This window comes from Microvirga sp. 3-52, from assembly GCF_018383585.1.
Lineage (GTDB): Bacteria > Pseudomonadota > Alphaproteobacteria > Rhizobiales > Beijerinckiaceae > Microvirga.
This window is the reverse complement of sequence record NZ_JAHAMK010000016.1, coordinates 15,029-37,343: the sequence shown is the minus strand read 5'-3', so window position 1 is coordinate 37,343 and position 22,315 is coordinate 15,029. Positions and strand designations below refer to the sequence as shown.

Here is a 22,315-nt window from a genome sequence, read left to right as displayed (position 1 = left end):
GGTTTCTTTTCCTGGTTCATTGCCATGTCTGACGGGGAACCGGATCCACGAAAAATGCTCTAGGCGTGCGGAATGATAGCGACGCCGCGCTGCGTCGTGAACGAAATCGACACGGGTGTGCCCGGGGCGATCGGCTCCTTGCGTCCATATTGGACGACAAACAGGTTCCCGATAGCAGTCTCCACTTCGTATTCCACCTGCGTGCCGAGATAGGAGGCTTTTCGCACCGTTCCGGTCAGCGCGCCGGCGATGGGGGCTGACTCGTCGAGCAGGATCGCATCGGGCCGCACGGCGAGTTTGACGGTTCCCTGGTTGGCGTTTCTGTGAGGTAGCTGGAGGCTCAAATTGCCGATGCTCACCTGCGCCATCGGTCCTGCAATGCTCACCAGTTCGCCGTTGATGATATTGGCATCCCCGATAAAGTCGGCCACGAACAGGTTGGCCGGCTCCTCATAAAGCTCGCGCGGTGCTCCGGTCTGGGCGATCCGCGCATTCGACATCACGATGATGTGGTCGGAGACGGCGAGAGCTTCCTCCTGATCGTGTGTCACGTAGGCCACCGTCAGATTGAGGCTCTGCTGCAGTTCGCGGATATCCTCGCGCACGCGGCGGCGGAGCTTTGCGTCAAGATTCGACAGCGGCTCGTCGAAGAGCAGGACCTGAGGCTCCAGCACGAGCGCGCGCGCCACCGCCACACGCTGCTGCTGTCCGCCGGAAAGCTCGGACGGTGCGCGCTTCTCCAGGCCTTTGAGGCCGATCAGTGATAGCTTTTCCATTGCCATCTCGTAGGCGTCTTTCTTCGAGACACCTTGCACGGAAGGTCCATAGGCCACGTTCTCCAGCACCGACATGTGTGGAAAGAGCGCGTAAGACTGGAACACCATGCTCACGTCCCGGTCGGCGGCGGACAGGTTCGTCACGTCGCGTCCGCCGATAAGGATCTGGCCCTCGCTCGCCATCTCGAGGCCGGCGATCATCCGTAGCGTCGTGGTCTTGCCACAACCGGAGGGGCCGAGCAGGGTCACGAGTTGTCCCGGTTCGATGGTAAAGGAGACGTCATCCACCGCAGTGACGTTGCCGTAGCGCTTCGTCACATTGCGGAACTGCACCGAAGCCGCCTGCTTCTTCAAGGCCCCAGGGCGAGGCAGAGTATGGATGGAAGAGATCTTGTTCATGGGACCGCCTGCACGGCAACGGGAGAGGGAGCAGTGCTCGCGCTGCGGCGTCCGAGGCGCCGCTCGCCCACAGCCAGCTGGATCGCCACGATGGCGAGGAGCATGACGAGGATGAGCACGGTGGAATAGGCAATCGCGAGGCCGAACTCGCCCGCCTCGACGCGACCGACGATGTAGGTCGTCGCCATGTTGTATTCGGCAGTGACGAGGAAGATCACGGCGCTCACGGCCGTCATGGCGCGTACGAAGGAATAGACGAGGGAGGCAACGATGGCTGGCCGCAGCAGCGGCAGCACAATGCGGCGCATGGTGGTCGACGAGCCGGCTCCCAGCGTCAATGAGGCTTCATCGAGGCTCTTGTCGATCTGGCTCAGGGTCGCGATGCCGGAGCGCACACCCACGGGCATGTTGCGGAACACGAAGCACATCACGAGGATGAAGCCTGTTCCGGTGATCTCGATCGGCGGCACATTGAAGGCGAGGATATAGGATACGCCGACGACCGTGCCGGGAATGGCGAAGCTCAGGAGCGTGCCGAACTCGAAGGCGCGCTGTCCGGAGAAGCGCTGGCGGGTGAGGAGGTAGGCGGTGAGCAGGCCGATCGCAGCCGTGAGTGGGGCGGAGAGAGCGGCCACTTTCACGGTGGCGAAGAAAGAATCCCAGGCCGAACCCGAGAAGTAGAAGCCTGAATCTGAGCTCTCGACGCGGAAGGCGGTGAGGAAGTGCTCGAGGGTCGGCGTGTAGTCGCGGCCCATGGAGCGCACGAAGGCGCCCACAACGATGACGGCATAGACGGCGACGGTGAAACTCGCCCATGGAATGGCGGTGAAATAGGAAGCCAGTGCCACCCGGCGCGGCAGCGGCAGCGGAATGCCGGCATCCCCCTTGCCGGTGACCGTGGTGTAGACCTTCTTGCCGAGCCAGGCATGCTGGAGCCAGAAGGCCCCCAGCGTGAAGGCGAGCAGGATGATCGACAGCACGGCCGCGCGTCCCTGATCCTGCTGCGCGCCGACGACGGCAAAGAAGATCTTGGTGGAGAGCACTTCATAGTTTCCACCGAGCACCAGCGGATTGCCGAAGTCGGCCAAACTCTCGACGAAGCCCAGGAGGAAAGCGTTGGCGAGGCCCGGACGCATGAGCGGCAGCGTCACGGTCCAGAAGGTCGTCCAGCTTTTCGCACGCAAAGTCTGTGAAGCTTCTTCGAGCGTCGGACTGATGCCCTGGACCACGCCAATGAGAACCAGGAATGCGATGGGCGTGAAGGCCAGGAGCTGGGCGATGAGCACACCGGGCAATCCATAGATCCAACGCGAACGCGGCACACCGAACCATTCCCATAGGACGTTGGAAAGCGCTCCCGAACGGCCGAAGAGCAGGATGAGCGCGAGACCGATCACGAAAGGCGGCGTGATGATGGGCAGAACGCTCATCACGCGCAAAAGCTTCTTGAAGCGGAACTCCGTGCGGGTCGCGATCAGCGCGAAAGCAAGACCCAGCGCCGTGGTGCCAACGCCCACGAGCAGGCCGAGGAAGAGCGTGTTCCAGGCCACACCGCAGCGCAGATTGCTCGACAGGCAATCCAGGCCCCAGATTGATCTGTCCATGAACTTCCCGAAGAACTCGAAGGGAGCAAAATTGCCGCTGTTGTCGGCAAAGGCGCTCGCAAGAATGGTCGTGACCGGGAAGAAGACGAAGACAGCGATCAGCGCGATGACGACACCGATGGAGGATGTGACGAAAGCATCGCCGCGGCACCAGCCGTGGGCCGCAAGGCCGTGGCAAAGGACGATGAGGAAGGCCGTTGCGGTTAGGGCCGCACCATAGCCCATGCCGGCCTGACTCGGACCGGGCTCGCCGAAAAGACCCCTTAAGATGTCGAGCATCCAGCCGTTAAGGCCGATGGAAAAGCCTTGGACGACGATGAGAGCGAGGCCGAGCAGGCCTGACGCGATGAGCCAGTTGCCGTTGGTCTGGGCCGCTGGGCGAAACACCGGAGCCAGGGCCATGCAGAGGGGCACCAGAATCGGCAGAAGCCACCATGCTCCTCCGAGCCCATGAATCAAGGCCGATCCGCTGACAAAATAGTCCGTGAGGGTGAGGACGGCAGTGCGGTCGAAGCCATACCAGGGCAGGAGGGCAAAGCCGACCCAGCTTAGAACGATCCAGCCAAGGGTTGCCCGTGACATCTTTCTGTTCCCACCTCAAGACCGATGCATTGCCGGCCTGTACTGTAATCAGGTCATGGATGTACTCCGGCGAAGCGGAACCCGCTTCGCCGGAGCCTGTTAAAGCCAACTATTTCGGCAGGTTCTTAACCTCGTTGTCCCACTTGGAGAGGAGGCGCTTGCGCTCGGCCGAGGAGCCGTATTTCGCGAAGTCGAAGTTGATCAGCTTGATATCGCTGAGCTTCGGTGACTGAGGCGGAATCGGCGTACTCTTGTTCGAGGGCACCTGATATGACTTGGCGTCGGCGCCGAGCTTCTGCGCATCGGCCGTAAGCGCCCAGTCGTAGAACTTCTTGGCGTTGTCCATGTTCTTGGCGCCCTTGATGAGCGACATGGAGCCGATCTCATAGCCTGTTCCCTCACAGGGAGCGACCACCTTCACCGGGGCCTTGTCGACGACCATCGTCACGATGTCGTGCATGAAGGCGATGCCGGCGGTCGTCTCGCCGAGAGCCATGGCCTTGGCGGGAGCGGCGCCCGACTTGGTGTATTGGTTGACGTTCTTGTGCAGGGCCTTGAGGTATTCGAAGCCTTTGTCCTCGCCCATGATCTGCACGATGGTGGCAAGAAGCGTGTACGCGGTGCCGGAGGAGTTCGGGTCCGCGACCTGAACCTCATCCTTCAGCTCGGGCTTCAGCAGATCCGCCCAGCATTTCGGCTCCGGGATGTTGTTGGATTTGACCAGGTCCGTGTTGTAGCCGAAGCCGAGAGCTCCGGAATAGATGCCGACGGTGCGGCCCTTGGACTGCTCCCACTGCCGCACGGCCCAGTCCTGCAATTCGCCCATCTTCGGCGACTTGTACTCTTCGGTGATGCCCTCTTCTGCCGCCTGCATGTGCGGATCGCCCGTGCCACCCCACCAGATGTCAGCACGGGGATTGGCAGCCTCCGCCTTGACCTGGGCATAGACCTCGCCTGCGCTCTTGCGGGTCATGGAGACCTTGATGCCCGTTTCACGCTCGAAGGCGGTCGTCATGGCGCGACACCATTCCTCCTGCACGCCACAATACATGACCAGCGCTCCTTGCGCCTGGGCCGTTCCTGCGGACATGAAGGACAAGGCTGTCATGGTGCCTGCCAGCATGGTTGCCGCAACGAGATTCTTCTTCACATTCATTCGATCCTCCCAGAGTGCCGTTTCTGTTATTGATTGGTCGGCTAAGCTCTCCCCATTGAGACGGCGGGTCAAGAGCCTAGCCGGTCCTTTAAATCTGAATCTTTAGAATAAGATGCCGTCTCATGGCTCCTTTGCGATCCCGGTCGCCTGGGTGAGCGCATCGGCCAGTTCCGGCGTGCAGGCCAGAACGGGATTACCCTTCCTGAGGCCGTCCTTGGCCAGAAAGTCGTTAGTCCAGCCCCCAGCCTCTTCGATGATCAGAAGGCCGGCCAGGGCATCCCAGGAATTGATGTGGAGCTCGCAATAGGCATCGATCCGACCGTCCGCAACGTAAGCCAAGCCCAGCGTGCCCGATCCCGCACGGCGTACATTGGCACCGGCTGTCTTCAACTTGTCGATCACGGCGATATAGGGCTCTGGTGGCAGGCGCGAGGACCAGCCTGCTTCCACTGTGGCCTGATTCATATCGGCAAGGCCGCTCACACGGATGGTCTCGCCATTGAGGATGGCGCCCCGGCCGCGTTGGGCCGTGTAGAGCTCGGCATGCATCACATCATAGATCACGCCAATCTCGACCCGTCCCTCGCGGACGAAGGCGATGGAGATGGCGAAGTGCGGGATGCCGCGGGCGAAGTTCGCCGTGCCGTCGATAGGGTCCACGACCCACACGTCCCGCTCGAAGGAGCCGCCGCCCTCCTCGCCGAAGAAGGAATCGCCGGGAAACAGTTCGCTCAGGCGGCTGCGGATCAGCTCTTCCACCTCCGCATCGGTGGCTGTCAGGAAATCCTGCGGGCCCTTGAAATCGGGCCGCTGCGAACGGGGCCGTTCCAGAAAGCGCTTGCGCGCCAGCACGCCAGCCTCCCGGGCGATGGCGCAGGCGGCTGCAAATCTCATGTCCAGGCTGTCTGTCGTCATCGGGTGGGAGCATCCTTGTGGATCAAAAGCGGGGTTTCTGCTGTTATGAGGCAGTCATGGATCTTTGAGAGGATGGAGAATCGTATGAGGCGAGGCCGACGGTGTTCCTCATGTCTTCTCACAATGACCCTTTCTTAGCCGGCTCAAATCATCTACGTTACAAACTATCTTGTTAGGAGGCCTACTCTCGTCGAATGCCCCAGACAGCAAAAGAAGAACTCAGACAGGTTGCGGCACTCCCCTTCCGGATCAAGGACGGCAAGATCGAGGTGCTCCTCGTCACGTCGCGTGAGACCAAGCGCTGGCTGATTCCCAAAGGCTGGCCCATGAAGGGCAAGAAGCCTCACAAGGCGGCCGCGCAGGAGGCGGAGGAGGAGGCCGGCGTCAAGGGCGAGATCAAGAACAAGCCCCTCGGCTCTTACGACTACTGGAAGCGTCGGGCCGCGCATTTCGATCTGTGCCGGGTCAACGTCTATCCGCTCGAGGTCTCCAAGCAACTCAAGTCCTGGCGCGAGAAAGGCCAGCGTCAGGCCCAGTGGTTCGAGGTCGAGGAGGCGGCTCATCAGGTCCTGGAGCCCGCTTTGGCCGAACTCATCCGCAGCCTCCCCGAACACGTCTGACAGCTTCGCCCCAACGGGTAAGACATAGATTTTAGGACGATTCAGGGAACGCAAAGCTCCTCAAGAAGTCTTTCCTGTGACGAAGCGGTCAAGCGGCGGAGCTTGACCATTCCCAGGCATGTGAGGAGATTTCGATGAAGGCGCTTGTTTGGCATGGCACCACCGATATCCGTTGCGATTCGGTTCCCGATCCACAGATCGAGCATCCCCGCGACGCGATCATCAAGGTGACGAGCTGCGCCATCTGCGGCTCCGATCTTCATCTCTACGACCATTTCATGCCAGGAATGAAATCTGGCGACATTATGGGTCATGAATCCATGGGCGAGGTGGTCGAGGTCGGCGCCGAGTCCAAAGGCAAGCTCAAAGTGGGCGACCGGGTGGTGATCCCCTTCACCATCATCTGCGGCGAATGTGAGCAGTGCAAGCGCGGCAATTTTTCGGTGTGCGAGCGGACGAACCGGAATGGCCATATCGCCGCGAAGGCCTTCGGGCATACGACGGCGGGTCTGTTCGGCTACACGCATCTGACCGGCGGCTACCCGGGCGGGCAGGCCGAGTATCTGCGCGTGCCCTTCGCCGATGCCACCCACATCAAGGTGCCGGACGGCATTTCGGACGAGAAACTTCTCTTCCTCAGCGACATCTTCCCGACCGGTTGGCAGGCGGCTGTGCAATGCGACATCCAGCCCACCGATACGGTCGCGATCTGGGGCGCAGGTCCCGTAGGCCAGATGGCGATCCGCAGCGCCATTCTGCTGGGCGCCAAGCAGGTCGTGGTGATTGATCGGGTTCCCGAGCGCCTCGCCATGGCAGAGGCGGGCGGCGCCATCACGATCAATTTCGACGAGGAGAGCGTGATCGAGCGGCTCAACGAACTCACCAAAGGCAAGGGTCCCGAGAAGTGCATCGACGCTGTCGGCATGGAGGCACATGCGACCGCGACGATCGATTCCATGTATGACCGGGTGAAGCAGGCGACGATGATGGAGACGGATCGTCCCCATGTGCTGCGTGAGATGGCCTATGTCTGCCGCCCCGCCGGGACGCTCTCGATCCCCGGCGTTTATGGCGGCTTGCTCGACAAGATCCCCTTCGGAGCGATCATGAACAAGGGGCTCACCATCCGCACGGGCCAGACGCATGTGAACCGCTGGACCGACGATCTCCTGCGCCGAATCGAGGACGGTCAGATCGATCCGTCCTTCGTCATCACGCATACGGTCTCCCTCGATGAGGGACCGGACATGTACAAGGTATTCCGCGACAAGCAGGACGGCTGCATCAAGGTCGTCATCAAACCCTGATAGGTGAGATCATGCGCTACGAAACTGAAAGAACTCGCCGCCGTGGTCATGCTGACACGGCAACCGATACCCTGGCCCGCGGGCTCGGCCTGTTTTCCATCGCTCTCGGCATCGCGGAAGTCGCAGCACCTCGCGCACTCGCACGAGCGCTCGGCATGAAAGGGCAGGAGGGGCTGATTGCCGGCTATGGTGTTCGCGAAATCGCAACCGGCGTCGGCATTCTGGCTTCGAAAGATCCGACTCCCTGGATCTGGGGGCGTGTCGCGGGCGACGGGCTCGACCTTGCAACGCTGGCAACAGCTCTCGAGGGCAACAACCCGAAGAAGGGTAATGTCGGCATCGCGATCGCGGCTGTGGCCGGCGTGACGGCCCTCGATGTCTATTGCGCCCAAACCCTGAGCCGCGAAAGCCCGCATCCTCTGCCGCCGATGCAGGATTATTCGGACCGCACCGGCTATCCCCGCGGGATTGAGCTGAGTCATGGGGCGGCCCGGGATTTCGAGGTGCCGAGGGACTTCCGCACGCCTGAGGCACTGCGGCCCTATACGCAACCGGAGCCATCTCGACATCCTCAGCCGTCCATGTAACTTCGCGGCATGACAAAGCCGCAGGTTTTTACCATTGGATACGAGGGAGCGGACGTGGACCGCTTCCTCACCACCTTGAAGGATGCAGGCGTCGAGACCCTCGCGGATGTGCGTGCCGTCGCGCTCTCACGCAAGCGAGGTTTCTCGAAATCTGCCCTGCGGGATGCCCTGACGAGCCAGGCCATCGGCTACCAGCATTTCATCAAACTCGGCACGCCCAAGGAAGGGCGTCAGGCCGCTCGTGCTGGTGACGGCGAATTGATGCGCCGGATCTATTGCAACGAGGTTCTGGGGACCGAACCGGCTCAAGAGGCCTTTCGCGAGCTGGAAGCACTGGCGCTGGCCCAACCGATCTGCCTTCTCTGCTTCGAGCGCGATCCCGTCAATTGCCACCGCCGTGTGCTGGCGCAGCGTCTCGCCGAGAGAGGCTTCGAGACGGTGGATCTGACGGTTCTCTGACGCTACAAGATGAATCGCGCAGGGAGCTTAGGGGCATTTATGCAGGCAATCGTCACGGCGGTGAGCAACAGCCCCAGCCACAGCTTCAGCAAATCCAATCGAGGCGTTATCCGCCTTCTGGCCGGTCTCGGCGTCGAGGGCGATGCTCACCTTGGCACGACCGTCAAGCACCGCTCGCGGGTGGCCAAGGACCCGAGCCAGCCGAACCTGCGGCAGGTTCACCTGATCCATGCGGAATTGCACGACGAACTGCGTGAGGCGGGGTTCAGCGTTTCCGCCGGCGACATGGGCGAGAACGTCACGACGCGCGGCATCGATCTGCTCGGGCTACCGACGGGCGCGCGCCTGCTCATCGGCGCGAGCGCCGTGATCGAGGTGACGGGACTGCGCAACCCTTGTGTCCAGATCGATCGCTTTCAGAAGGGTCTCATGAAGGCCGTACTCGGCAAGGACGAGCGAGGAAACCTCGTCCGCAAATCCGGTATCATGGCAATTGTCCTCGAAGGCGGTGAAGTGAGATCGGGGGATGCCATTCGGGTGGAGTTGCCGCCCGGACCGTACCGGCTGCTCGAGGTCGTCTAGGGCAGTCGGACCCAAAAGATGCTCCTCCTCTTGACCAGCGCGTCATTCCGGGGGAAACCGGACCTCCGGTTCCGCATGATACGAAACAAGCTAAGACCGGACTGAAACAAAAGTGCGGTTGCCAAGTTGAACGAACTGCACTACTTTAGACCTAGGTTTAATTTCTAGAAAGGGAGGACTGCATGGCTTCTATCCGCTTGCTGAACGTTCCTCCCGCGTCCGAACTTTAGGTCGGATCTGGCGGGGCTCCCAGGCCCGGCAAACCTTATCAAGTTTCCACAATCTATGATCTTCGAGCGACATCGGACGCTGTAAGCCAGCGTTACCTATGTCGCTCCTCAAAATTTCGGGGAGAGGTGCGCGCTTCGAGCGCCACCTGTTCGCTTCCATGAACCAGCAATCGAAGAGCGGGGACGCCACCCGCGACGTCTTGGAATTCACGTTTCGTCACTGGCGCGAAGAACCGCGTTACGTGGTGCTGATCGTCGCTACCATGATGGTCTCGACGTTGGCGGATGTGTTCATGCCCGTCTTCGCGGGACGCCTCGTCGATGCGATCGCCATGGGCGTCAACGACCGTGAGGCGGCCCTTCACGCAGGGCTCGTGGCCTTCGCCTTCATGACCGGGCTCGGACTGCTCATGATCGTCATGCGCCATCTGGCCTTCTATGGCATCGTGGAGCTGACGCTGCGGGTGATGGGGCGCGTGGCGCAGGATGCGTTTGCCCGCGTCCAGCGCTTTTCGACCGATTGGCATGCCAACTCCTTTGCCGGCTCGACCGTACGCAAGATCACACGAGGCATGTGGGCGCTCGACCTGATGCACGACACGCTCCTGCTCGCGCTTCTCCCCTCTCTCACGGTACTCGCCGGCTCGATGATCGTACTGGGGCTGCGCTGGCCGGTGATGGGCCTCGTCATCGGGGTAAGTGCGCTCGCCTACATCGTCATGACGGGCTTTCTGGCAACTCGCTACGTCGCGCCCGCAGCGCGGCTGGCGAACGCTTGGGATACGCGTGTCGGCGGCACCCTGGCCGATGCCTTGAGCTGCAACCCCGTCGTGAAGGCTTTCGGGGCCGAGGTGCGCGAGGATGAGCGTCTCACCTGGGTGCTGCGCAAGTGGCAGAGCCGCACACGCCGCGTCTGGCAGCGCGGCACCAACAGCGGCACGGTGCAGTTCATCGCTCTGCTCGGCATCCGCGCCGCCATCATCGGCACGGCGATCTGGCTGTGGTGGCAGAATCGCGCAACGCCGGGTGATCTTGCCTATGTGCTCACGACCTACTTCGTGATCCACGGCTACCTGCGCGACGTGGGCATGCACATCAACAACCTGCGCCGCTCCGTGAACGACATGGAGGAACTCGTCGAGATTCACCGGGAGCGCATCGGGGTGCCGGATTGTCCCGGTGCGAAGCCGATCCGCATTTCGCGTGGCGAAGTCGCCTTCGACCGGGTGACGTTCCACTATGCCGGCCATGACACGCCGCTCTACCGGGATTTGTCCCTGACAATCCGGGCAGGTGAACGCGTCGGCTTGGTGGGGCCCTCGGGATCGGGCAAGACGACTCTCGTGAAGTTGATCCAACGTCTCTATGATGTGACGGGCGGGCAGATTCTGATCGACGGGCAGAATATCGCCCAGGCCGAGCAGGCGTCCTTGCGCTCGCAGATTGCCATCGTGCAGCAGGAGCCTATCCTGTTCCATCGCACGCTGGCCGAGAACATCGCCTATGCCCGTCCGAGTGCGTCTACGATGGAGATCGAGCGTGCGGCGCGGCTCGCCAATGCGCACGACTTCATCATGAGCTTGCCCAAGGGCTATTCGACCCTTGTGGGTGAGCGTGGTGTGAAGCTCTCAGGTGGTGAGCGCCAGAGGGTCGCGATCGCCCGCGCCTTTCTGGCCGATGCGCCCATCCTGATCTTGGACGAGGCGACCTCCGCGCTCGATTCGGAATCGGAGGTGCTGATCCAGCAGGCGATGGAGCGCCTCATGGTGGGGCGCACCTCCATCGTGATCGCGCACCGCCTCTCCACGGTGCGTGCCCTCGACCGCATCCTCGTGTTCGACAAGGGGCGAATGGTGGAGGAGGGGGATCACCTGTCGCTCTATCGCAAGGGCGGCCTTTACCGCCGCCTCTGCGATCACCAGGGGCTGGATCTCACCAAGAGAGCTCGCTCCGATATGGCGGCCGAGTAGGGGGCTGGACAAGATTTCCTAAGACTCCCGGCGGATCGTGCGGAACCGAAGGTCCGGATCAGCGAGCCGCAGGGTCACATCGGTGAAAGGCAGGCTCTGTTTCCCACCCCGAATGCTGCCCCGTCCAAGAGGGGCTCGGACCCAATGGGGCATTCCACTTTTGGGTCCGATGCTTTAAAGGAAAATCCCATGTTCGAAGTCAAAAACATCCCGGGTTCCGACAACAAGCGGGACTTCTATGCCTCTCTCGCCCAGCAGCTCACCGGACTTCTGGAGGGCGAGCCGGATGCGATCGCGAATGCGGCCAACATGTCGGCCCTGATCTACCAGTTCCTGCCGGACCTGAACTGGGCCGGGTTCTATTTCATGCGCGGACCGGAACTCGTTCTTGGACCCTTCCAGGGCAAGACGGCCTGCGTGCGCATCGCGGTCGGTCGTGGCGTGTGTGGCACAGCCGTCGAGCGCAAGGAGTCCATCGTGGTGCCGGACGTCCATGCCTTTCCGGGGCACATCGCCTGTGATAGCGCATCCCGCTCCGAACTCGTCGTGCCGCTCGTCAAGGGCGGCAAGGTTCTGGGCGTGCTCGATCTCGACAGCCCCAATCCCAACCGGTTCGATGAGGAGGACCGGGATGGCTGCGAGAAGCTGGTCGGGATCTATCTGGAGGCTTCCGAGCTCTCGCTTTAGACACAGATATGCAGCCCGCCTATATCGACACCTATTATAGCCGCACCGCCGCCACGTCGGAAACCTATCCACGGGCGGCGGGACGCATCCAGGCGGATGTGTGCATCGTTGGCGGCGGATTGGCTGGTCTGACGGCAGCTCTGAAGCTTACGCGCAGCGGACGTAAGGTCGTGTTGCTTGAAGCTCAGCGCGTGGCCTGGGGTGCCTCCGGCCGCAACGGGGGCTTTGTCTCAGCAGGTTATGCCACGGGTCTTGCCGCTATCGAACGCCGTGTGGGACCTGATCAGGCACGGGAGCTGTTCCGCCTCTCCATGGAGGGCGTGGAGATCGTCCGCAGCAATATCGACGAACTCGGGATACTGGATGCACACCCGGTGCCTGGCATTGCCAAGGCGTTGCGTTACGACTCCCAAGGTGCTCTGCAGGCTGCGAGCGAACGCCAGAAGAGCGAGTTCGGGTTGCAGCTCCGCTATCTGCCCCAAGATGAAGTGAGAGAGTACTTCATCTCTCCCAAGTATCGCGAGGCGGTTCTGGACGAAGGTGCCTTCCACTTCCATCCGCTGAATTACGGACGTGCGCTGGCTCGCGAGGCGGCACGGCTGGGCGCTTCAATTCATGAGCATTCGTCGGTGACGGCTGCAGATCTCGAGGGCGCACGCAAGGTCCTTCGCACGAGGGATGCCGAAATTTCGGCCGAGCATGTGGTGTTCGCAACGGGCGGCTATACCGGTGCCGTTTTGCCTGCACTCAAGCGCGCGTTCCTGCCCATTGCCACTTACGTTCTGTTGACCGAGCAGGCGCCGGAAATGGTGCAGGGCGCCATTCGCACGCAGGCCGCCATTCTCGATGATCGCAGGGCAGGGGACTATTACCGACTGGTCGATGGCGGAAATCGGATCCTATGGGGTGGACGCATCACCACGCGGACGACCGATCCACGCGATATCGCAGCCCTTCTCCGGCGCGAGATGGTAACGACCTATCCGCAGCTGTCCGGCTTGAAGGTCGAGGTCGCTTGGTCGGGCCTCATGTCGTATGCCCGGCACCTGATGCCGCAGATCGGTCAATGGAAACAGGGTGTCTGGTACTGCACGGCCTTCGGCGGACACGGCATGAACACGACGGCAGTTGGCGGGACGTTAATCGCGGAAGGAATCACGGCAGAGAGCGACCGTTATCGCCTGTTTACACCGTTCGATCTTGCATGGAATGGCGGCATCTTCGGCCGTGCCGCGGCTCAGCTGACCTATTGGAGCTATCAGGTCGCCGACGCGGCGATGGAATTGCGCTCCCGTTGAAGCGACGGAAACGATACTTGATCACATCTTGGCGGCGGAGGCGACGACCCAAAGGCAACTGAAGCTGAATGCGAGAGCAATCAGATTCATGAGATAGGCCAAGGCATCGTTGGCAGGGTGGCGTTTTTCCGTCTGTTCCATCGCGCTTCCTCTAAAGCCGGAAGGTCTTGCGACGTGGATAATGCCTAAGCTTGCGGTCTGTCCAGATGGTTAACCCATTATTTTAGTCAGCCGCCAATCGTACCGTGGATCGTGCCGAGGCGCCGGCTTTCGCAGGAGCAGTCGTTGCCGCTCGACAGAGGTTCCGCAATCCAGCACACGCCCTTCGGCGTCACACAGGTGGCGCCTTGGCGGATGCCTGCCCGGGTTCGCTCATAGGCGCGCAGCCGATGCTCGCGGAAATAGGTGCGCTCGTTCGTCTGGAAGGGAGCAATGAGATCCATTTCGGGCACCGGCTTTTCGCTGTCGGCCGCGGGAGCAAAGGTTGGAGGAACCAATCCGGCGAACAAGGCAAGACAGGCGGCAATGGATGTTTTCATTCACGGCTCCCAAGGTCGAATCTGTTCAGCGGATGAAGTGATCCCTCCTCGCATCATCGTCTGTCGGGAGGCAACCCTGGTCCCATCGGAGAGCCGATCACAAAAACCTGATCACAAATAAAAGTCGCCTTTCGACAGCGCGAAGAGGCCCACGACTTTGATCTTGAAATCGGCAGTCCTGTCTCCGTTCACGTCGCCCGATACGATGCCATCGGCAAAGCGCAACTCACCGGCCTTGCCATGGAACCCGGCCTTGCCGATGAAGGTGAATGCCTGATCGCTTGCGACTTTCGTATTCGCATCGATGCTGCGCAGGTCGATATGGTCGGATCCACGATGGAAATCCTTGATCGTATCGACAGTGGATCCGCGGGAGTCGCTCAATGCCTGGAAAACAAAAGCATCCGCTCCGCTCCCGCCGATAAGCATGTCCTTCCCGCCCTGACCATAAAGCTTGTCGCTGCCTGAACCGCCTTCCAGCACATCATTGCCATTACGCCCGTAGAGTGTGTCCTTGCCGCCTTTACCCTCGATCGTGTTGGACGCACCATTCCCGCGGAGCGCGTCGCCATAGGCGCTGCCGACGAGGCTCTCGACGCTCGAATACGTATCGCCCGACGCATCGCCTCGGTTGCTCGACGAAGATTGGAGATCTGCCAGCACAGCCGCTTTCGCCGTGATGTAGCTTGCCGTATCCTTACCTGTCCCGCCGCTGAGCGCATCTTTCCCGCTTCCGCCGATCAGGACGTCGTCGCCGCTCAGACCATAGAGCTTGTCATTGCCGCCATTGCCGCGAAGCGTATTGCTGGCCACGTTGCCTTTGATGTCGTCGCTCGCAGAGCCGCCGGAGGCGTTCTCGATGAGAGAGAGCGTACTGCCCTGATAGAGAAGGGCATTGGCGATGTTGCCAGCGGCGAGTTTCGAACCGTCCCAATGCAGTTTCGCGCGCTGCTCCTGGGACGTGATCGTCCATGCCCCGGGCTGAAGATCGATGGAGATCTCGGTGGTGTAGCTGGTGAAGCTGTAGGTATCGGACCCGCCGCCATCCCAGACGGTCAGCAGGATCTGATTTCCGCCGGGGGCGTCCTGGCCGACACCGTTCACGAACATTTCGCCCGTCGTCGGGCTCCAGGAATATGTCGTGTTGCCATTATTGGTCGCGTAGTTCGCGCCGTAGATGTGCTGGATAGCGGCGATGTCGTACATCATGAGGGTCTGGGCATAGCCCCAGGTCTCGTTGGTATAGCCTGCGCTGGTCGAAGCGCCCACATAGGAGCGGTAGCTCATCACGGTATATTCCATGCTGTCGCGATCCAGAGGCATGTTGCCCTCATGGGCATGTTCGAGCCCGAGAGCGTGCCCGATCTCGTGAATGACCGTGAGATAGGCGTAGTTGCCCTTCGCCGGGCTTGCATAGATCTGGCTGGAATTGTTGATCCAGACGTCACCGCCGACTGCATCCGTTGTCGGGAAATAAGCCCACGCCGTGCTGGGCAAGTCCGATTGCGCAAAACGCAGATCGGCGGATGGTCCGCTCGCCCCGGTCAACTCCTGGAAGGTGAGGCTACTGACGGCCGAGTAGAGATTCAATGCCGAGCGCGTAATGGATTGCTGTGTGCCGTTGAACGCGCCAAATCCTCTCGCCGCCTCGCCATCGCCGTAGGATGAGCCGTATGAGGTGGCTGCCGTGGGAAAGCTGTATGTCAGGTTGCTCGGCACCCACTTGATGGTGCCGAGAACAGCATCGATGTAGGCGTTTCCTGTTGGGTTGTATGTCTCGACGGCAGGCATGGTTCTTCAATCGATGAGAGCAGAAATTGATAAGGCGAAGTTTCGCGCGCATTCTGGCCGGTGAGTAAAGCCAGCCTTTCTTCCGAAGAGTAAAGAACGTCTCTTCCTAAAAGCTTAAGCTTGTCGCCTGATGGGCGCTTTCATGCGAATCGCTACAATAAATTATAATATGTCATCGGATGGAGGCCTCAGCGAGATCGTTATTCAGTGGATCTCGCGCAAAATCTATCGATCCGGGAGGTCATAAAGGACTTTCGTCAAGACTAAACGTGGAATTGCTGGGATAGTACCTCTTTCGACAACATGTCGCATCGCAGCGTCGCTTGCACCCAGTTGCTGAGTGCCGGCGCAATGGACCTTCTAAAAGGACCTTAGGTGTCTCTATGAGGGGAGACTGTCGCCCCGCTTGACGGGAGTTCGGGGGAGGTCGGGTTTGAAATGGATTGGTAACTGAAGGGACGGGGCCGCAACTCTGGTGCTCTTCCCTTTCGCCCGTTTCCCGCGCGTTGCGATCGCCTCTTGAGCCAGGAGGCGGATATCTTCAAGCCGCCATTCCTCGCTCAACCATGATCTGCCAATTACTTTAAGAATCTTTTCGAGTGTCGCATAAGGATCTGCGATCTCGGGCGCAGTAGCAGCATTCTTCATGATATCCCCCTTATGCCGGGGTTTTCCCCGGTCATTCTGGCCGGATTGCCTGTCTCGAAACACAAGCGTTCCTAAGTCCCGAGTATTGCAAAGCTACAGCTTGAAGGAAACTGCACTTTTGGACAGGTTCTGGTACTAGGGGCCGGACCAAGATGTCTCACCCTTGAGTGACTCACAACAGGGGAGCTACACCTTGAGCAAGCGCATAGATTATCACAGGAGGACTATTGTCTTGCATTTTTTTGAAGGCCGGCAGGCTTGAGCGGTCGATGCCATATCGGCGAGCGGTTCCGACTACTCAGGCGCGGTGCCACAAGGACATTGCGCGAATGCTGCAGGAGCAGGTGCTGGTCCTTGGGTGCTGTCACATTGTCTCGGCATTGACCTTCAGCAATCCGTGAAGAAGCCGGCGATATGCGGCGGTGGCACGGCGTGATGTCGTGAGCGGGTTTTCGGAATTGGCGATCCATTGCGCAGCGTAGCACGAGGCTCCCGCAATAATACGCGCGGTCGCCTCCGGATCGACATCGCGGATCACGCCTTCCGCCTGCAATGTTTCCAAGCTTGCCATCATGGCCGCGATGCAGCCATCGGCACTGGGCCAAGATGAGGGGTCGCCCAGCACCGCCGGACCATCCCGAAGGATGATGCGCTGAATCTCAGGTTCGAGAGCCATCTCGATGTAGCCGATGCCCTCTTCGACGAAGCCTTCCCAGCGGCTGGGTGCCGCAGCTGCGCGCTGTCTCAGTCTTTCGGCCATTTCGGCATCGATCTGCATGACAATGGCCTGGAACAGGCCCCTCTTATCACCGAAATGGTGATAGAGCGCTCCGCGGGTCAGTCCCGCCTCGGCGGTGAAATCATCCATCGATGCATCCGCATACCCTACCGTAGCAAATGCCTTGCGTCCCGCAGACAAGAGCTTGGCACGAGTTTCGCTGATCATGTCGTTCCGTGTCCGGCGAGTCATATCTCCATCTATTCACATACGCTACGAATGTCAATTGACATACGGGACGTATGCTATTATCTGACTTAACATACGTCGCGTATGTAAGTTGTGTGCGTGGCGTCTCCTCCAGTGTTCAGGACGCATGGATATGTCGAACCCCTATGCAGAAATATTCCGGGCTCCGGGCGCGAAAGGATTTGCCGCCGCTGGCTTTCTCGCCCGCATGCCAATCGCCATGGCTCCGATTGGGATCGTCGCTATGCTTTCTCAGACCCATCGCGAGTACTGGCTCGCCGGTGCCGTGTCTGCGGTCTATGCGCTGGCCAATGCCCTGATTTCCCCGCAGATCTCGCGCGCGGTCGATCGCCTCGGGCAGTCACGCGTCCTGCTGCCCACCACAGCGATCGCAGTCGCAGCATTCGCCCTGCTGATGCTGGCAGCCAACCGGAGTTGGCCAGTTTGGACCCTGTTCGCATCCGCCCTCTCGGCCGCGCTGATGCCCAGCTTTCCAGCGATGGTACGGGCCCGCTGGAGCGAACTTTTCCGTGACCGGCTGGAACTGAACACCGCCTTCGCCTTTGAGTCCGCCGCCGACGAACTGGTCTACATCGCCGGCGCGTCGCTGTCGGTAGGCCTCAGCGTTGCTCTCTTCCCAGAGGCAGGACTGTTGGCCAGTACAGTTCTTCTGGCGCTCGGCACCGCGGCTTTCGTCGCGCAGCGCTCGACCGAACCCAGGGTTAGAAGCGGCACTGAAGTGTCTGGTGGTTCCGCTATTTGGCAGCGTCCGGTTCAGATCATCACCCTTGCCCTGGTCTTCGTTGGCGCGACCTTCGCAACTGCTGAAGTGAGCGCCGTCGCCATCACTCAACATCTTGGTCAGCCTGGCGCCGCCAGTTTCGTGATCGGCGTCTATGCGGTAGGTTCGTTCGTCGTGGGTCTCGCCGTCGGCGCGCTGAATCTGAAAATGGCCCTGCAGCGCCAGCTCGCCATCGCACTCATGGTCCTGGCCGTAACAGCCTGGCCGCTGCCGTTCGTGAATACCGTGCCCATGCTGGCTCTGGCTGTCTTCGTCAGCGGCATTGCTATCTCCCCCACCTTCATCACGGCTTTCGGCCTGATCGAGCAGCGCGTCCCCGCCGCGATGCTCACGGAGGGCATTACGTGGGTCATGACCGGCATTGGCATCGGCATGGCGCTAGGCTCCTTCGTGTCTGGCTGGGTGGTCGACACCCATGGGCCGGGCCACGGCTTCTGGGTCTCGGTTGTAGCGAGCCTGCTGGCTCTGTTGACCGTACTCATTGGGCAGAAGACCCTCGCCGACCCACGTGGACGTGCCTTCGCCGGCTCCAACCCTCAGCTGGCCGAGTGAGCCAGATAATCAGCCCACTATCCCGACGCAAAGTTGGGACAGTGACCGCGTCTCCGGTACATCAGCGGGTTTCTACACACTTATAATCCCCTTCGCATGCGTGGACGATCATGCGTTTCTAGTGACTGAAGCAGACGAGGTCAGTGGCTCGAGCGACCTTGGGTCCGGCGATGTCGTAACGCTACCACTATCGATCGGGCTCCTCCATCGCGTGACGCGATCAACACTGGATCTTCGTGTCGGAAGTGTAGGGTGGGTCGATGGTGGAGCCGACCATTATCGAAGATGAGAAGGCACACCTGGAGCCGTACTGGTTTTCGTGACAAGCTATCGGGCAAAATCCTCGATGCGCTCTATCAGGACTGGGGTCTTGCTTGTGTCCGCGAACTGTACCTTAATCTGCCCTACAGCATCGAATCCCGACGATAGCAGCATCTCCTAAACGAATTCGTCAGCTTGATTGCTCCGAAGCCCGGTACATTCTGCCTGCGATGATCAGGCAAGAGGCTCCGGCTCTTGAATTGTGAACTGAAGCCACGGGGCGTGCTCGCGATCAGAGCGTCCTCGCGCTCAGGAATGCCTGGGCCGCAGCGGTGGGCAAACCGGCTTCCGCCATGATCCGCCGAGCGAGCTCCGCGGCTGATGGCCGTAATCTGCCTGGGATCCGGTCGAGCCAGTACGAGACGGGATTGAGCACCGTTCGAGGATCAAACGCGACGACACGCCCGGTGCGCAGCGCCTCGCCGGCCAGGGGTGGGCGGGCTAGAGCGACGCCAAGGCCGTGAGCCGCAGCGTCGAGCACGAGGTTGTAGTCTTCGAAGCGGCGATCCTGAGGGCGAGGGCGGTAATCCAAGCCCTGCGCAGCAAACCAGGTACGCCATCCCGATGCATCGGAATCATGCACAAGCGGATACTTCAGAATGCGCTCGGGAGCGCCAACCCCAAGCGAACTGGCTATGGCAGGCGCAGCAATCGGAAAGCATTGCTCTTCGAACAGTCGCACCGAAACTCGTCCCGGCAGAGTTCCGCGACCGCAGCGGATTGCCAAGTCAATTCCTTCGGTCTCAAGATCGATGTTACGGTGCTCGACAACGAACTCGATCCGCAGGGAAGGATCACCTTCTTCAAAGGCTTTCAGACGTGGCATCAGCCAGAGGCTGCTGACCGATGGAATTGACGTCAGACGAACGATTGCCGCGCCGCGCCGCTCGATCCAGCGGTCGGAACTGTCGGCGATCAGCGCGAAAGCCTCGCTCGTCCGCTGGTGAAGGCGCTGTCCCTGCGGGGTTAGGGCGACGCCGCGGGCCTGTCGATCGAAAAGCCTCTCACCAAGCCAATGTTCGAGTTTAGCCACCTGACGGCTGATGGCGCCGTGGGTGAGATGGAGGTCGTTCGCGGCAGCCGAGAAGCTGCCGAGACGGGCAGCCGCCTCGAAGGCGCGCAAGGCATCCAGCGGGGGCAGAGATGGCGAGCTGTGATTCATGTTCACAGCTCATCCTTGAATTGTTCGATTGTCAATCAGCTCGGATCGCAGAATGGTTGGCCCTGCCAATATCCTTCTATGAGATTTCGCAATGAGCATCGGTGCTGCCTGTTCTCCTGAAAGCAAGTCCTTCGACGTTGTAACCGCCACAGCCGTCATCATCACGATCCTTGCCTGGGCCTCGGCTTTCCCTGCCATCCGTGCCGGGCTGCAGGCTTTCGGACCGATTGAGCTGGGAGCTCTGCGGTTTGCCATTGCGGCCGTGCCGGCCGCGCTCTTTCTCACCGTTACGCGCCCGGCTTGGCCGAGCCTGTCGGATTTCGTTCGTTTGGCGGTCGGCGGCGTTCTGTTCGTGGCTCTCTATACGGCCCTTCTGAACATGGGTGAGATGACCGTCTCGGCCGGTGCGGCCAGCTTCATCATCAATACGAATCCGATCATGACGGCCGGTCTCGCGATGCTCGTCCTGGGCGAGCGGTTCAGGGCCCGTGCCTGGGCCGGAACGGCACTGTCGTTCGCAGGCATTGGCCTGATCGCTCTTGGGGAAGGGCAGGGGGTACGCCTCGATACCGGAGCGTTGCTCATTCTCGGCGCCGCTCTCTGCACCTCCGTGACCACAGTGGTGCAGAAGCCCCTCTTTACCCGGCACAAGCCGCTGACGGTTTCGGCATGGAACATGGCGTTAGGCTGCCTTGTTCTCGCGCCGTGGCTTCCGAATGGTGCAGCCCAGGTCGCTGCAGCACCATCTGCCGCCATCCAAGCCGTGGTTTATCTCGGCCTAGTCCCGAGCCTCGTCGCCTATGGAACCTGGGCCATCGCGTTGTCACGCCTGCCGGCAAGCCGTGCATCGAGCTTCATGTATTGTGTCCCGCCCGTGGCGACCCTTCTCGGCTTTCTCTGGCTTGGAGAAGTGCCAACCATGCTCGGCACTATCGGGGGCATGATGGCGCTGATCGGGGTCGCCGTTGTCAATTGGCGGCGGTAGGAAAGTCCCCAGGATAGGTTTGCCACACCCTCGCAGCCATGACTGCAAGTGAGAACATCGTCGCCCGACGCGTATCGAGCGACGATGTTCATCGTTGGCATTGCTGGAGTGGTTCTTGGTCTGGTTATTCTTCGCGGAAGGCTTTTGCCATGTTGTCGGTCACGGGTTTGGTCAGGTAGGAGAAGACGGTGCGGTAGCCGGTCTGGATCNCCACGAACACCACCCGCACCGGGTAGTACTGCTCCCCCGAGCGCTGGTCCGTCACCAGATCGGCCGCGATCAGGCTCACCCGCCCCTTGAGTTCCGGCGTGGTCCGCTGATTGAAGGCCGAAAGCCGCAGCACCGCATCAAGCCCGGGCCGGAGCTGGTCGATGTCCTGGGGCGACACCTTCACCTCGATCGAGAGCTCGTCGCTCTCGGGCACAATCAGCATCAAGGGCTCGCCGGCCGTGATCACCCCGCCGACCGTGTGGACGATCGACTGGTGCACGACCCCATCCTGCGGGGCACGGATGTCGATGCGCTTCAGCTGGTCTTCGGCGGCAACCTTGCGCTCCCCGAGTTCGGACATCTTGGCCTGAACCTCGCGCAGTTCCTTGGACACCTCGCTTCTGAGATCCTGCTCGATCTGGATGATCTGGAGCTCCGTCTCGCTGATCCGGCCCTTGGCCTGCGCGATGTTCGAGAGATGCTGTCCGCGCTCTCCGCGCAGACGGGTCTCCTCCCGCCTGAGCGCCGTCACCCGGGAGATCGGAACCAGGTTCTTGCGCCAGAGCTGCTCGACGCCGGCCAGCTCATCCTGGATCAGCTGGATCTCATCGGCCTTGGCCAGGCCCTGCAGCTGCAAGCCCTCGATCTGCTCCCGGAGCTGCGCGATGCGCTCCTTGAGCTGGGCCTTCTGGCTGGCCCGGACCACACGGCGATACTCGAACACATGGATCTCGCCTTGGATCAGCTTTGCCAGCTCTGGATCATGAAGACGGCTTTTCAGCGGGAGGGGAAAGGCAACCCTCTCCACCCCGTCGCGCTCCGCCTCAAGCCGGCTCTGGCGGGCAGACAGCTCGTCCAGGCTCTTGGACACCATGGCAAGGTTCGCCCGGGCCACCGTCTCGTCAAGGCGGATCACGACCTCGCCGGATCGCACCCGGTCTCCGTCGCGGGCAAGGATCTCACCGACGACCCCGCCCGTGGGATGCTGCACCTTCTTGACGTGACTGTCGACCACGACCGCGCCGGGCGCGACCACGGCACCGGACAGCTCCGTCACAGCCGCCCAGCCGCCGAGCCCGCCGACGAGGAAGAAGGCGGACGAGAGGCCGAGCAGCGAGTAACGGCGGATCGCCGCGCGGGCATTGCTCTTGTTTGCAGGTTCCATC

General features: G+C 61.0%; 19 protein-coding genes. 10 read left to right on the top strand and 9 right to left on the bottom strand.

All coding sequences use genetic code 11. From position 1 onward, the window contains the following. Nucleotides 1-59: 59 nt before the first annotated feature. The 4 genes from KHP60_RS13785 to KHP60_RS13770 form a co-directional block, all read right to left on the bottom strand. Entirely contained in the window at nucleotides 60-1,175 is a 1,116-nt protein-coding gene (locus KHP60_RS13785; RefSeq protein WP_213564895.1) for an ABC transporter ATP-binding protein, read from the bottom strand. Then, nucleotides 1,172-3,361: an iron ABC transporter permease gene (locus KHP60_RS13780; RefSeq protein ID WP_213564894.1), complete on the bottom strand. Its 2,190-nt coding sequence runs from the start codon at nucleotides 3,359-3,361 to the stop codon at nucleotides 1,172-1,174. The genes KHP60_RS13785 and KHP60_RS13780 overlap by 4 nt, the downstream gene beginning before the upstream one ends. Before the next feature lie 109 nt (nucleotides 3,362-3,470). Next, nucleotides 3,471-4,517, bottom strand: a complete 1,047-nt coding sequence (locus tag KHP60_RS13775) for an ABC transporter substrate-binding protein (RefSeq protein ID WP_213564893.1) — start codon at nucleotides 4,515-4,517, stop codon at nucleotides 3,471-3,473. Nucleotides 4,518-4,637: 120 nt separating this feature from the next. Further along, nucleotides 4,638-5,432, bottom strand: coding sequence for an inositol monophosphatase family protein (locus KHP60_RS13770; protein WP_213564892.1), 795 nt, complete (start codon nucleotides 5,430-5,432; stop codon nucleotides 4,638-4,640). Nucleotides 5,433-5,626: 194 nt separating this feature from the next. On the opposite strand from KHP60_RS13770, the gene KHP60_RS13765 reads away from it, so the two are divergent. The 8 genes from KHP60_RS13765 to KHP60_RS13730 all read left to right on the top strand — a co-directional run bounded on the left by KHP60_RS13765 (nucleotide 5,627) and on the right by KHP60_RS13730 (nucleotide 13,172). Beyond that, entirely contained in the window at nucleotides 5,627-6,052 is a 426-nt protein-coding gene (locus KHP60_RS13765) for an NUDIX hydrolase (protein WP_213564891.1), read from the top strand. A gap of 134 nt (nucleotides 6,053-6,186) precedes the next feature. Continuing rightward, nucleotides 6,187-7,359, top strand: coding sequence for a zinc-dependent alcohol dehydrogenase (locus KHP60_RS13760; RefSeq protein WP_213564890.1), 1,173 nt, complete (start codon nucleotides 6,187-6,189; stop codon nucleotides 7,357-7,359). A gap of 11 nt (nucleotides 7,360-7,370) precedes the next feature. Continuing rightward, nucleotides 7,371-7,946 (top strand): cyclase dehydrase, encoded by a 576-nt coding sequence (locus KHP60_RS13755; protein ID WP_213564889.1) that lies wholly within the window; start codon nucleotides 7,371-7,373, stop codon nucleotides 7,944-7,946. Between the two features lie 9 nt (nucleotides 7,947-7,955). Beyond that, complete coding sequence (locus KHP60_RS13750; RefSeq protein WP_213564888.1) at nucleotides 7,956-8,405, top strand: DUF488 family protein; 450 nt, start codon at nucleotides 7,956-7,958, stop codon at nucleotides 8,403-8,405. Nucleotides 8,406-8,444: 39 nt separating this feature from the next. Next, complete coding sequence (locus tag KHP60_RS13745; protein WP_213564887.1) at nucleotides 8,445-8,987, top strand: MOSC domain-containing protein; 543 nt, start codon at nucleotides 8,445-8,447, stop codon at nucleotides 8,985-8,987. A 388-nt stretch (nucleotides 8,988-9,375) separates the two neighbouring features. Beyond that, nucleotides 9,376-11,187, top strand: coding sequence for an ABC transporter ATP-binding protein (locus KHP60_RS13740; RefSeq protein WP_213564967.1), 1,812 nt, complete (start codon nucleotides 9,376-9,378; stop codon nucleotides 11,185-11,187). 189 nt (nucleotides 11,188-11,376) lie between these two features. Beyond that, a complete protein-coding gene (locus KHP60_RS13735; protein ID WP_213564886.1) occupies nucleotides 11,377-11,874 on the top strand; it encodes a GAF domain-containing protein in 498 nt (165 codons plus the stop codon). A gap of 8 nt (nucleotides 11,875-11,882) precedes the next feature. Beyond that, complete coding sequence (locus tag KHP60_RS13730; RefSeq protein WP_213564885.1) at nucleotides 11,883-13,172, top strand: FAD-binding oxidoreductase; 1,290 nt, start codon at nucleotides 11,883-11,885, stop codon at nucleotides 13,170-13,172. Nucleotides 13,173-13,399: 227 nt separating this feature from the next. On the opposite strand, the gene KHP60_RS13725 is transcribed toward KHP60_RS13730, so the two are convergent. The 3 genes from KHP60_RS13725 to KHP60_RS13715 all read right to left on the bottom strand — a co-directional run bounded on the left by KHP60_RS13725 (nucleotide 13,400) and on the right by KHP60_RS13715 (nucleotide 17,120). Next, nucleotides 13,400-13,711: a hypothetical protein gene (locus KHP60_RS13725; protein WP_213564884.1), complete on the bottom strand. Its 312-nt coding sequence runs from the start codon at nucleotides 13,709-13,711 to the stop codon at nucleotides 13,400-13,402. 111 nt (nucleotides 13,712-13,822) lie between these two features. Then, nucleotides 13,823-15,502 carry a M10 family metallopeptidase gene (locus KHP60_RS13720; protein ID WP_213564883.1) on the bottom strand — a complete coding sequence of 560 codons (1,680 nt, stop codon included), beginning with the start codon at nucleotides 15,500-15,502 and terminating at the stop codon, nucleotides 13,823-13,825. Nucleotides 15,503-16,514: 1,012 nt separating this feature from the next. Beyond that, complete coding sequence (locus tag KHP60_RS13715) at nucleotides 16,515-17,120, bottom strand: TetR/AcrR family transcriptional regulator (protein WP_249688769.1); 606 nt, start codon at nucleotides 17,118-17,120, stop codon at nucleotides 16,515-16,517. Between the two features lie 130 nt (nucleotides 17,121-17,250). On the opposite strand from KHP60_RS13715, the gene KHP60_RS13710 reads away from it, so the two are divergent. Continuing rightward, nucleotides 17,251-18,471 carry an MFS transporter gene (locus KHP60_RS13710; RefSeq protein WP_213564881.1) on the top strand — a complete coding sequence of 407 codons (1,221 nt, stop codon included), beginning with the start codon at nucleotides 17,251-17,253 and terminating at the stop codon, nucleotides 18,469-18,471. Nucleotides 18,472-19,024: 553 nt separating this feature from the next. On the opposite strand, the gene KHP60_RS13705 is transcribed toward KHP60_RS13710, so the two are convergent. After that, nucleotides 19,025-19,954, bottom strand: a complete 930-nt coding sequence (locus tag KHP60_RS13705; RefSeq protein WP_213564880.1) for a LysR substrate-binding domain-containing protein — start codon at nucleotides 19,952-19,954, stop codon at nucleotides 19,025-19,027. Nucleotides 19,955-20,045: 91 nt separating this feature from the next. On the opposite strand from KHP60_RS13705, the gene KHP60_RS13700 reads away from it, so the two are divergent. Further along, nucleotides 20,046-20,939, top strand: coding sequence for a DMT family transporter (locus KHP60_RS13700; RefSeq protein ID WP_213564879.1), 894 nt, complete (start codon nucleotides 20,046-20,048; stop codon nucleotides 20,937-20,939). Nucleotides 20,940-21,063: 124 nt separating this feature from the next. Here the strand turns inward: KHP60_RS13700 and KHP60_RS13695 are convergent, their stop codons facing one another. Continuing rightward, nucleotides 21,064-22,314: an HlyD family type I secretion periplasmic adaptor subunit gene (locus KHP60_RS13695; RefSeq protein WP_213564878.1), complete on the bottom strand. Its 1,251-nt coding sequence runs from the start codon at nucleotides 22,312-22,314 to the stop codon at nucleotides 21,064-21,066. Nucleotide 22,315 lies beyond the last annotated feature (1 nt).

Bases quoted from the DNA above. Each gene is read 5' to 3' on its own strand.
- KHP60_RS13785 (WP_213564895.1), bottom strand. From the start codon at position 1,175: ATGAACAAGATCTCTTCCATCCATACTCTGCCTCGCCCTGGGGCCTTG.
- KHP60_RS13780 (WP_213564894.1), bottom strand. From the start codon at position 3,361: ATGTCACGGGCAACCCTTGGCTGGATCGTTCTAAGCTGGGTCGGCTTT.
- KHP60_RS13775 (WP_213564893.1), bottom strand. From the start codon at position 4,517: ATGAATGTGAAGAAGAATCTCGTTGCGGCAACCATGCTGGCAGGCACC.
- KHP60_RS13770 (WP_213564892.1), bottom strand. From the start codon at position 5,432: ATGACGACAGACAGCCTGGACATGAGATTTGCAGCCGCCTGCGCCATC.
- KHP60_RS13765 (WP_213564891.1), top strand. From the start codon at position 5,627: ATGCCCCAGACAGCAAAAGAAGAACTCAGACAGGTTGCGGCACTCCCC.
- KHP60_RS13760 (WP_213564890.1), top strand. From the start codon at position 6,187: ATGAAGGCGCTTGTTTGGCATGGCACCACCGATATCCGTTGCGATTCG.
- KHP60_RS13755 (WP_213564889.1), top strand. From the start codon at position 7,371: ATGCGCTACGAAACTGAAAGAACTCGCCGCCGTGGTCATGCTGACACG.
- KHP60_RS13750 (WP_213564888.1), top strand. From the start codon at position 7,956: ATGACAAAGCCGCAGGTTTTTACCATTGGATACGAGGGAGCGGACGTG.
- KHP60_RS13745 (WP_213564887.1), top strand. From the start codon at position 8,445: ATGCAGGCAATCGTCACGGCGGTGAGCAACAGCCCCAGCCACAGCTTC.
- KHP60_RS13740 (WP_213564967.1), top strand. From the start codon at position 9,376: ATGAACCAGCAATCGAAGAGCGGGGACGCCACCCGCGACGTCTTGGAA.
- KHP60_RS13735 (WP_213564886.1), top strand. From the start codon at position 11,377: ATGTTCGAAGTCAAAAACATCCCGGGTTCCGACAACAAGCGGGACTTC.
- KHP60_RS13730 (WP_213564885.1), top strand. From the start codon at position 11,883: ATGCAGCCCGCCTATATCGACACCTATTATAGCCGCACCGCCGCCACG.
- KHP60_RS13725 (WP_213564884.1), bottom strand. From the start codon at position 13,711: ATGAAAACATCCATTGCCGCCTGTCTTGCCTTGTTCGCCGGATTGGTT.
- KHP60_RS13720 (WP_213564883.1), bottom strand. From the start codon at position 15,502: ATGCCTGCCGTCGAGACATACAACCCAACAGGAAACGCCTACATCGAT.
- KHP60_RS13715 (WP_249688769.1), bottom strand. From the start codon at position 17,120: ATGACTCGCCGGACACGGAACGACATGATCAGCGAAACTCGTGCCAAG.
- KHP60_RS13710 (WP_213564881.1), top strand. From the start codon at position 17,251: ATGTCGAACCCCTATGCAGAAATATTCCGGGCTCCGGGCGCGAAAGGA.
- KHP60_RS13705 (WP_213564880.1), bottom strand. From the start codon at position 19,954: ATGAATCACAGCTCGCCATCTCTGCCCCCGCTGGATGCCTTGCGCGCC.
- KHP60_RS13700 (WP_213564879.1), top strand. From the start codon at position 20,046: ATGAGCATCGGTGCTGCCTGTTCTCCTGAAAGCAAGTCCTTCGACGTT.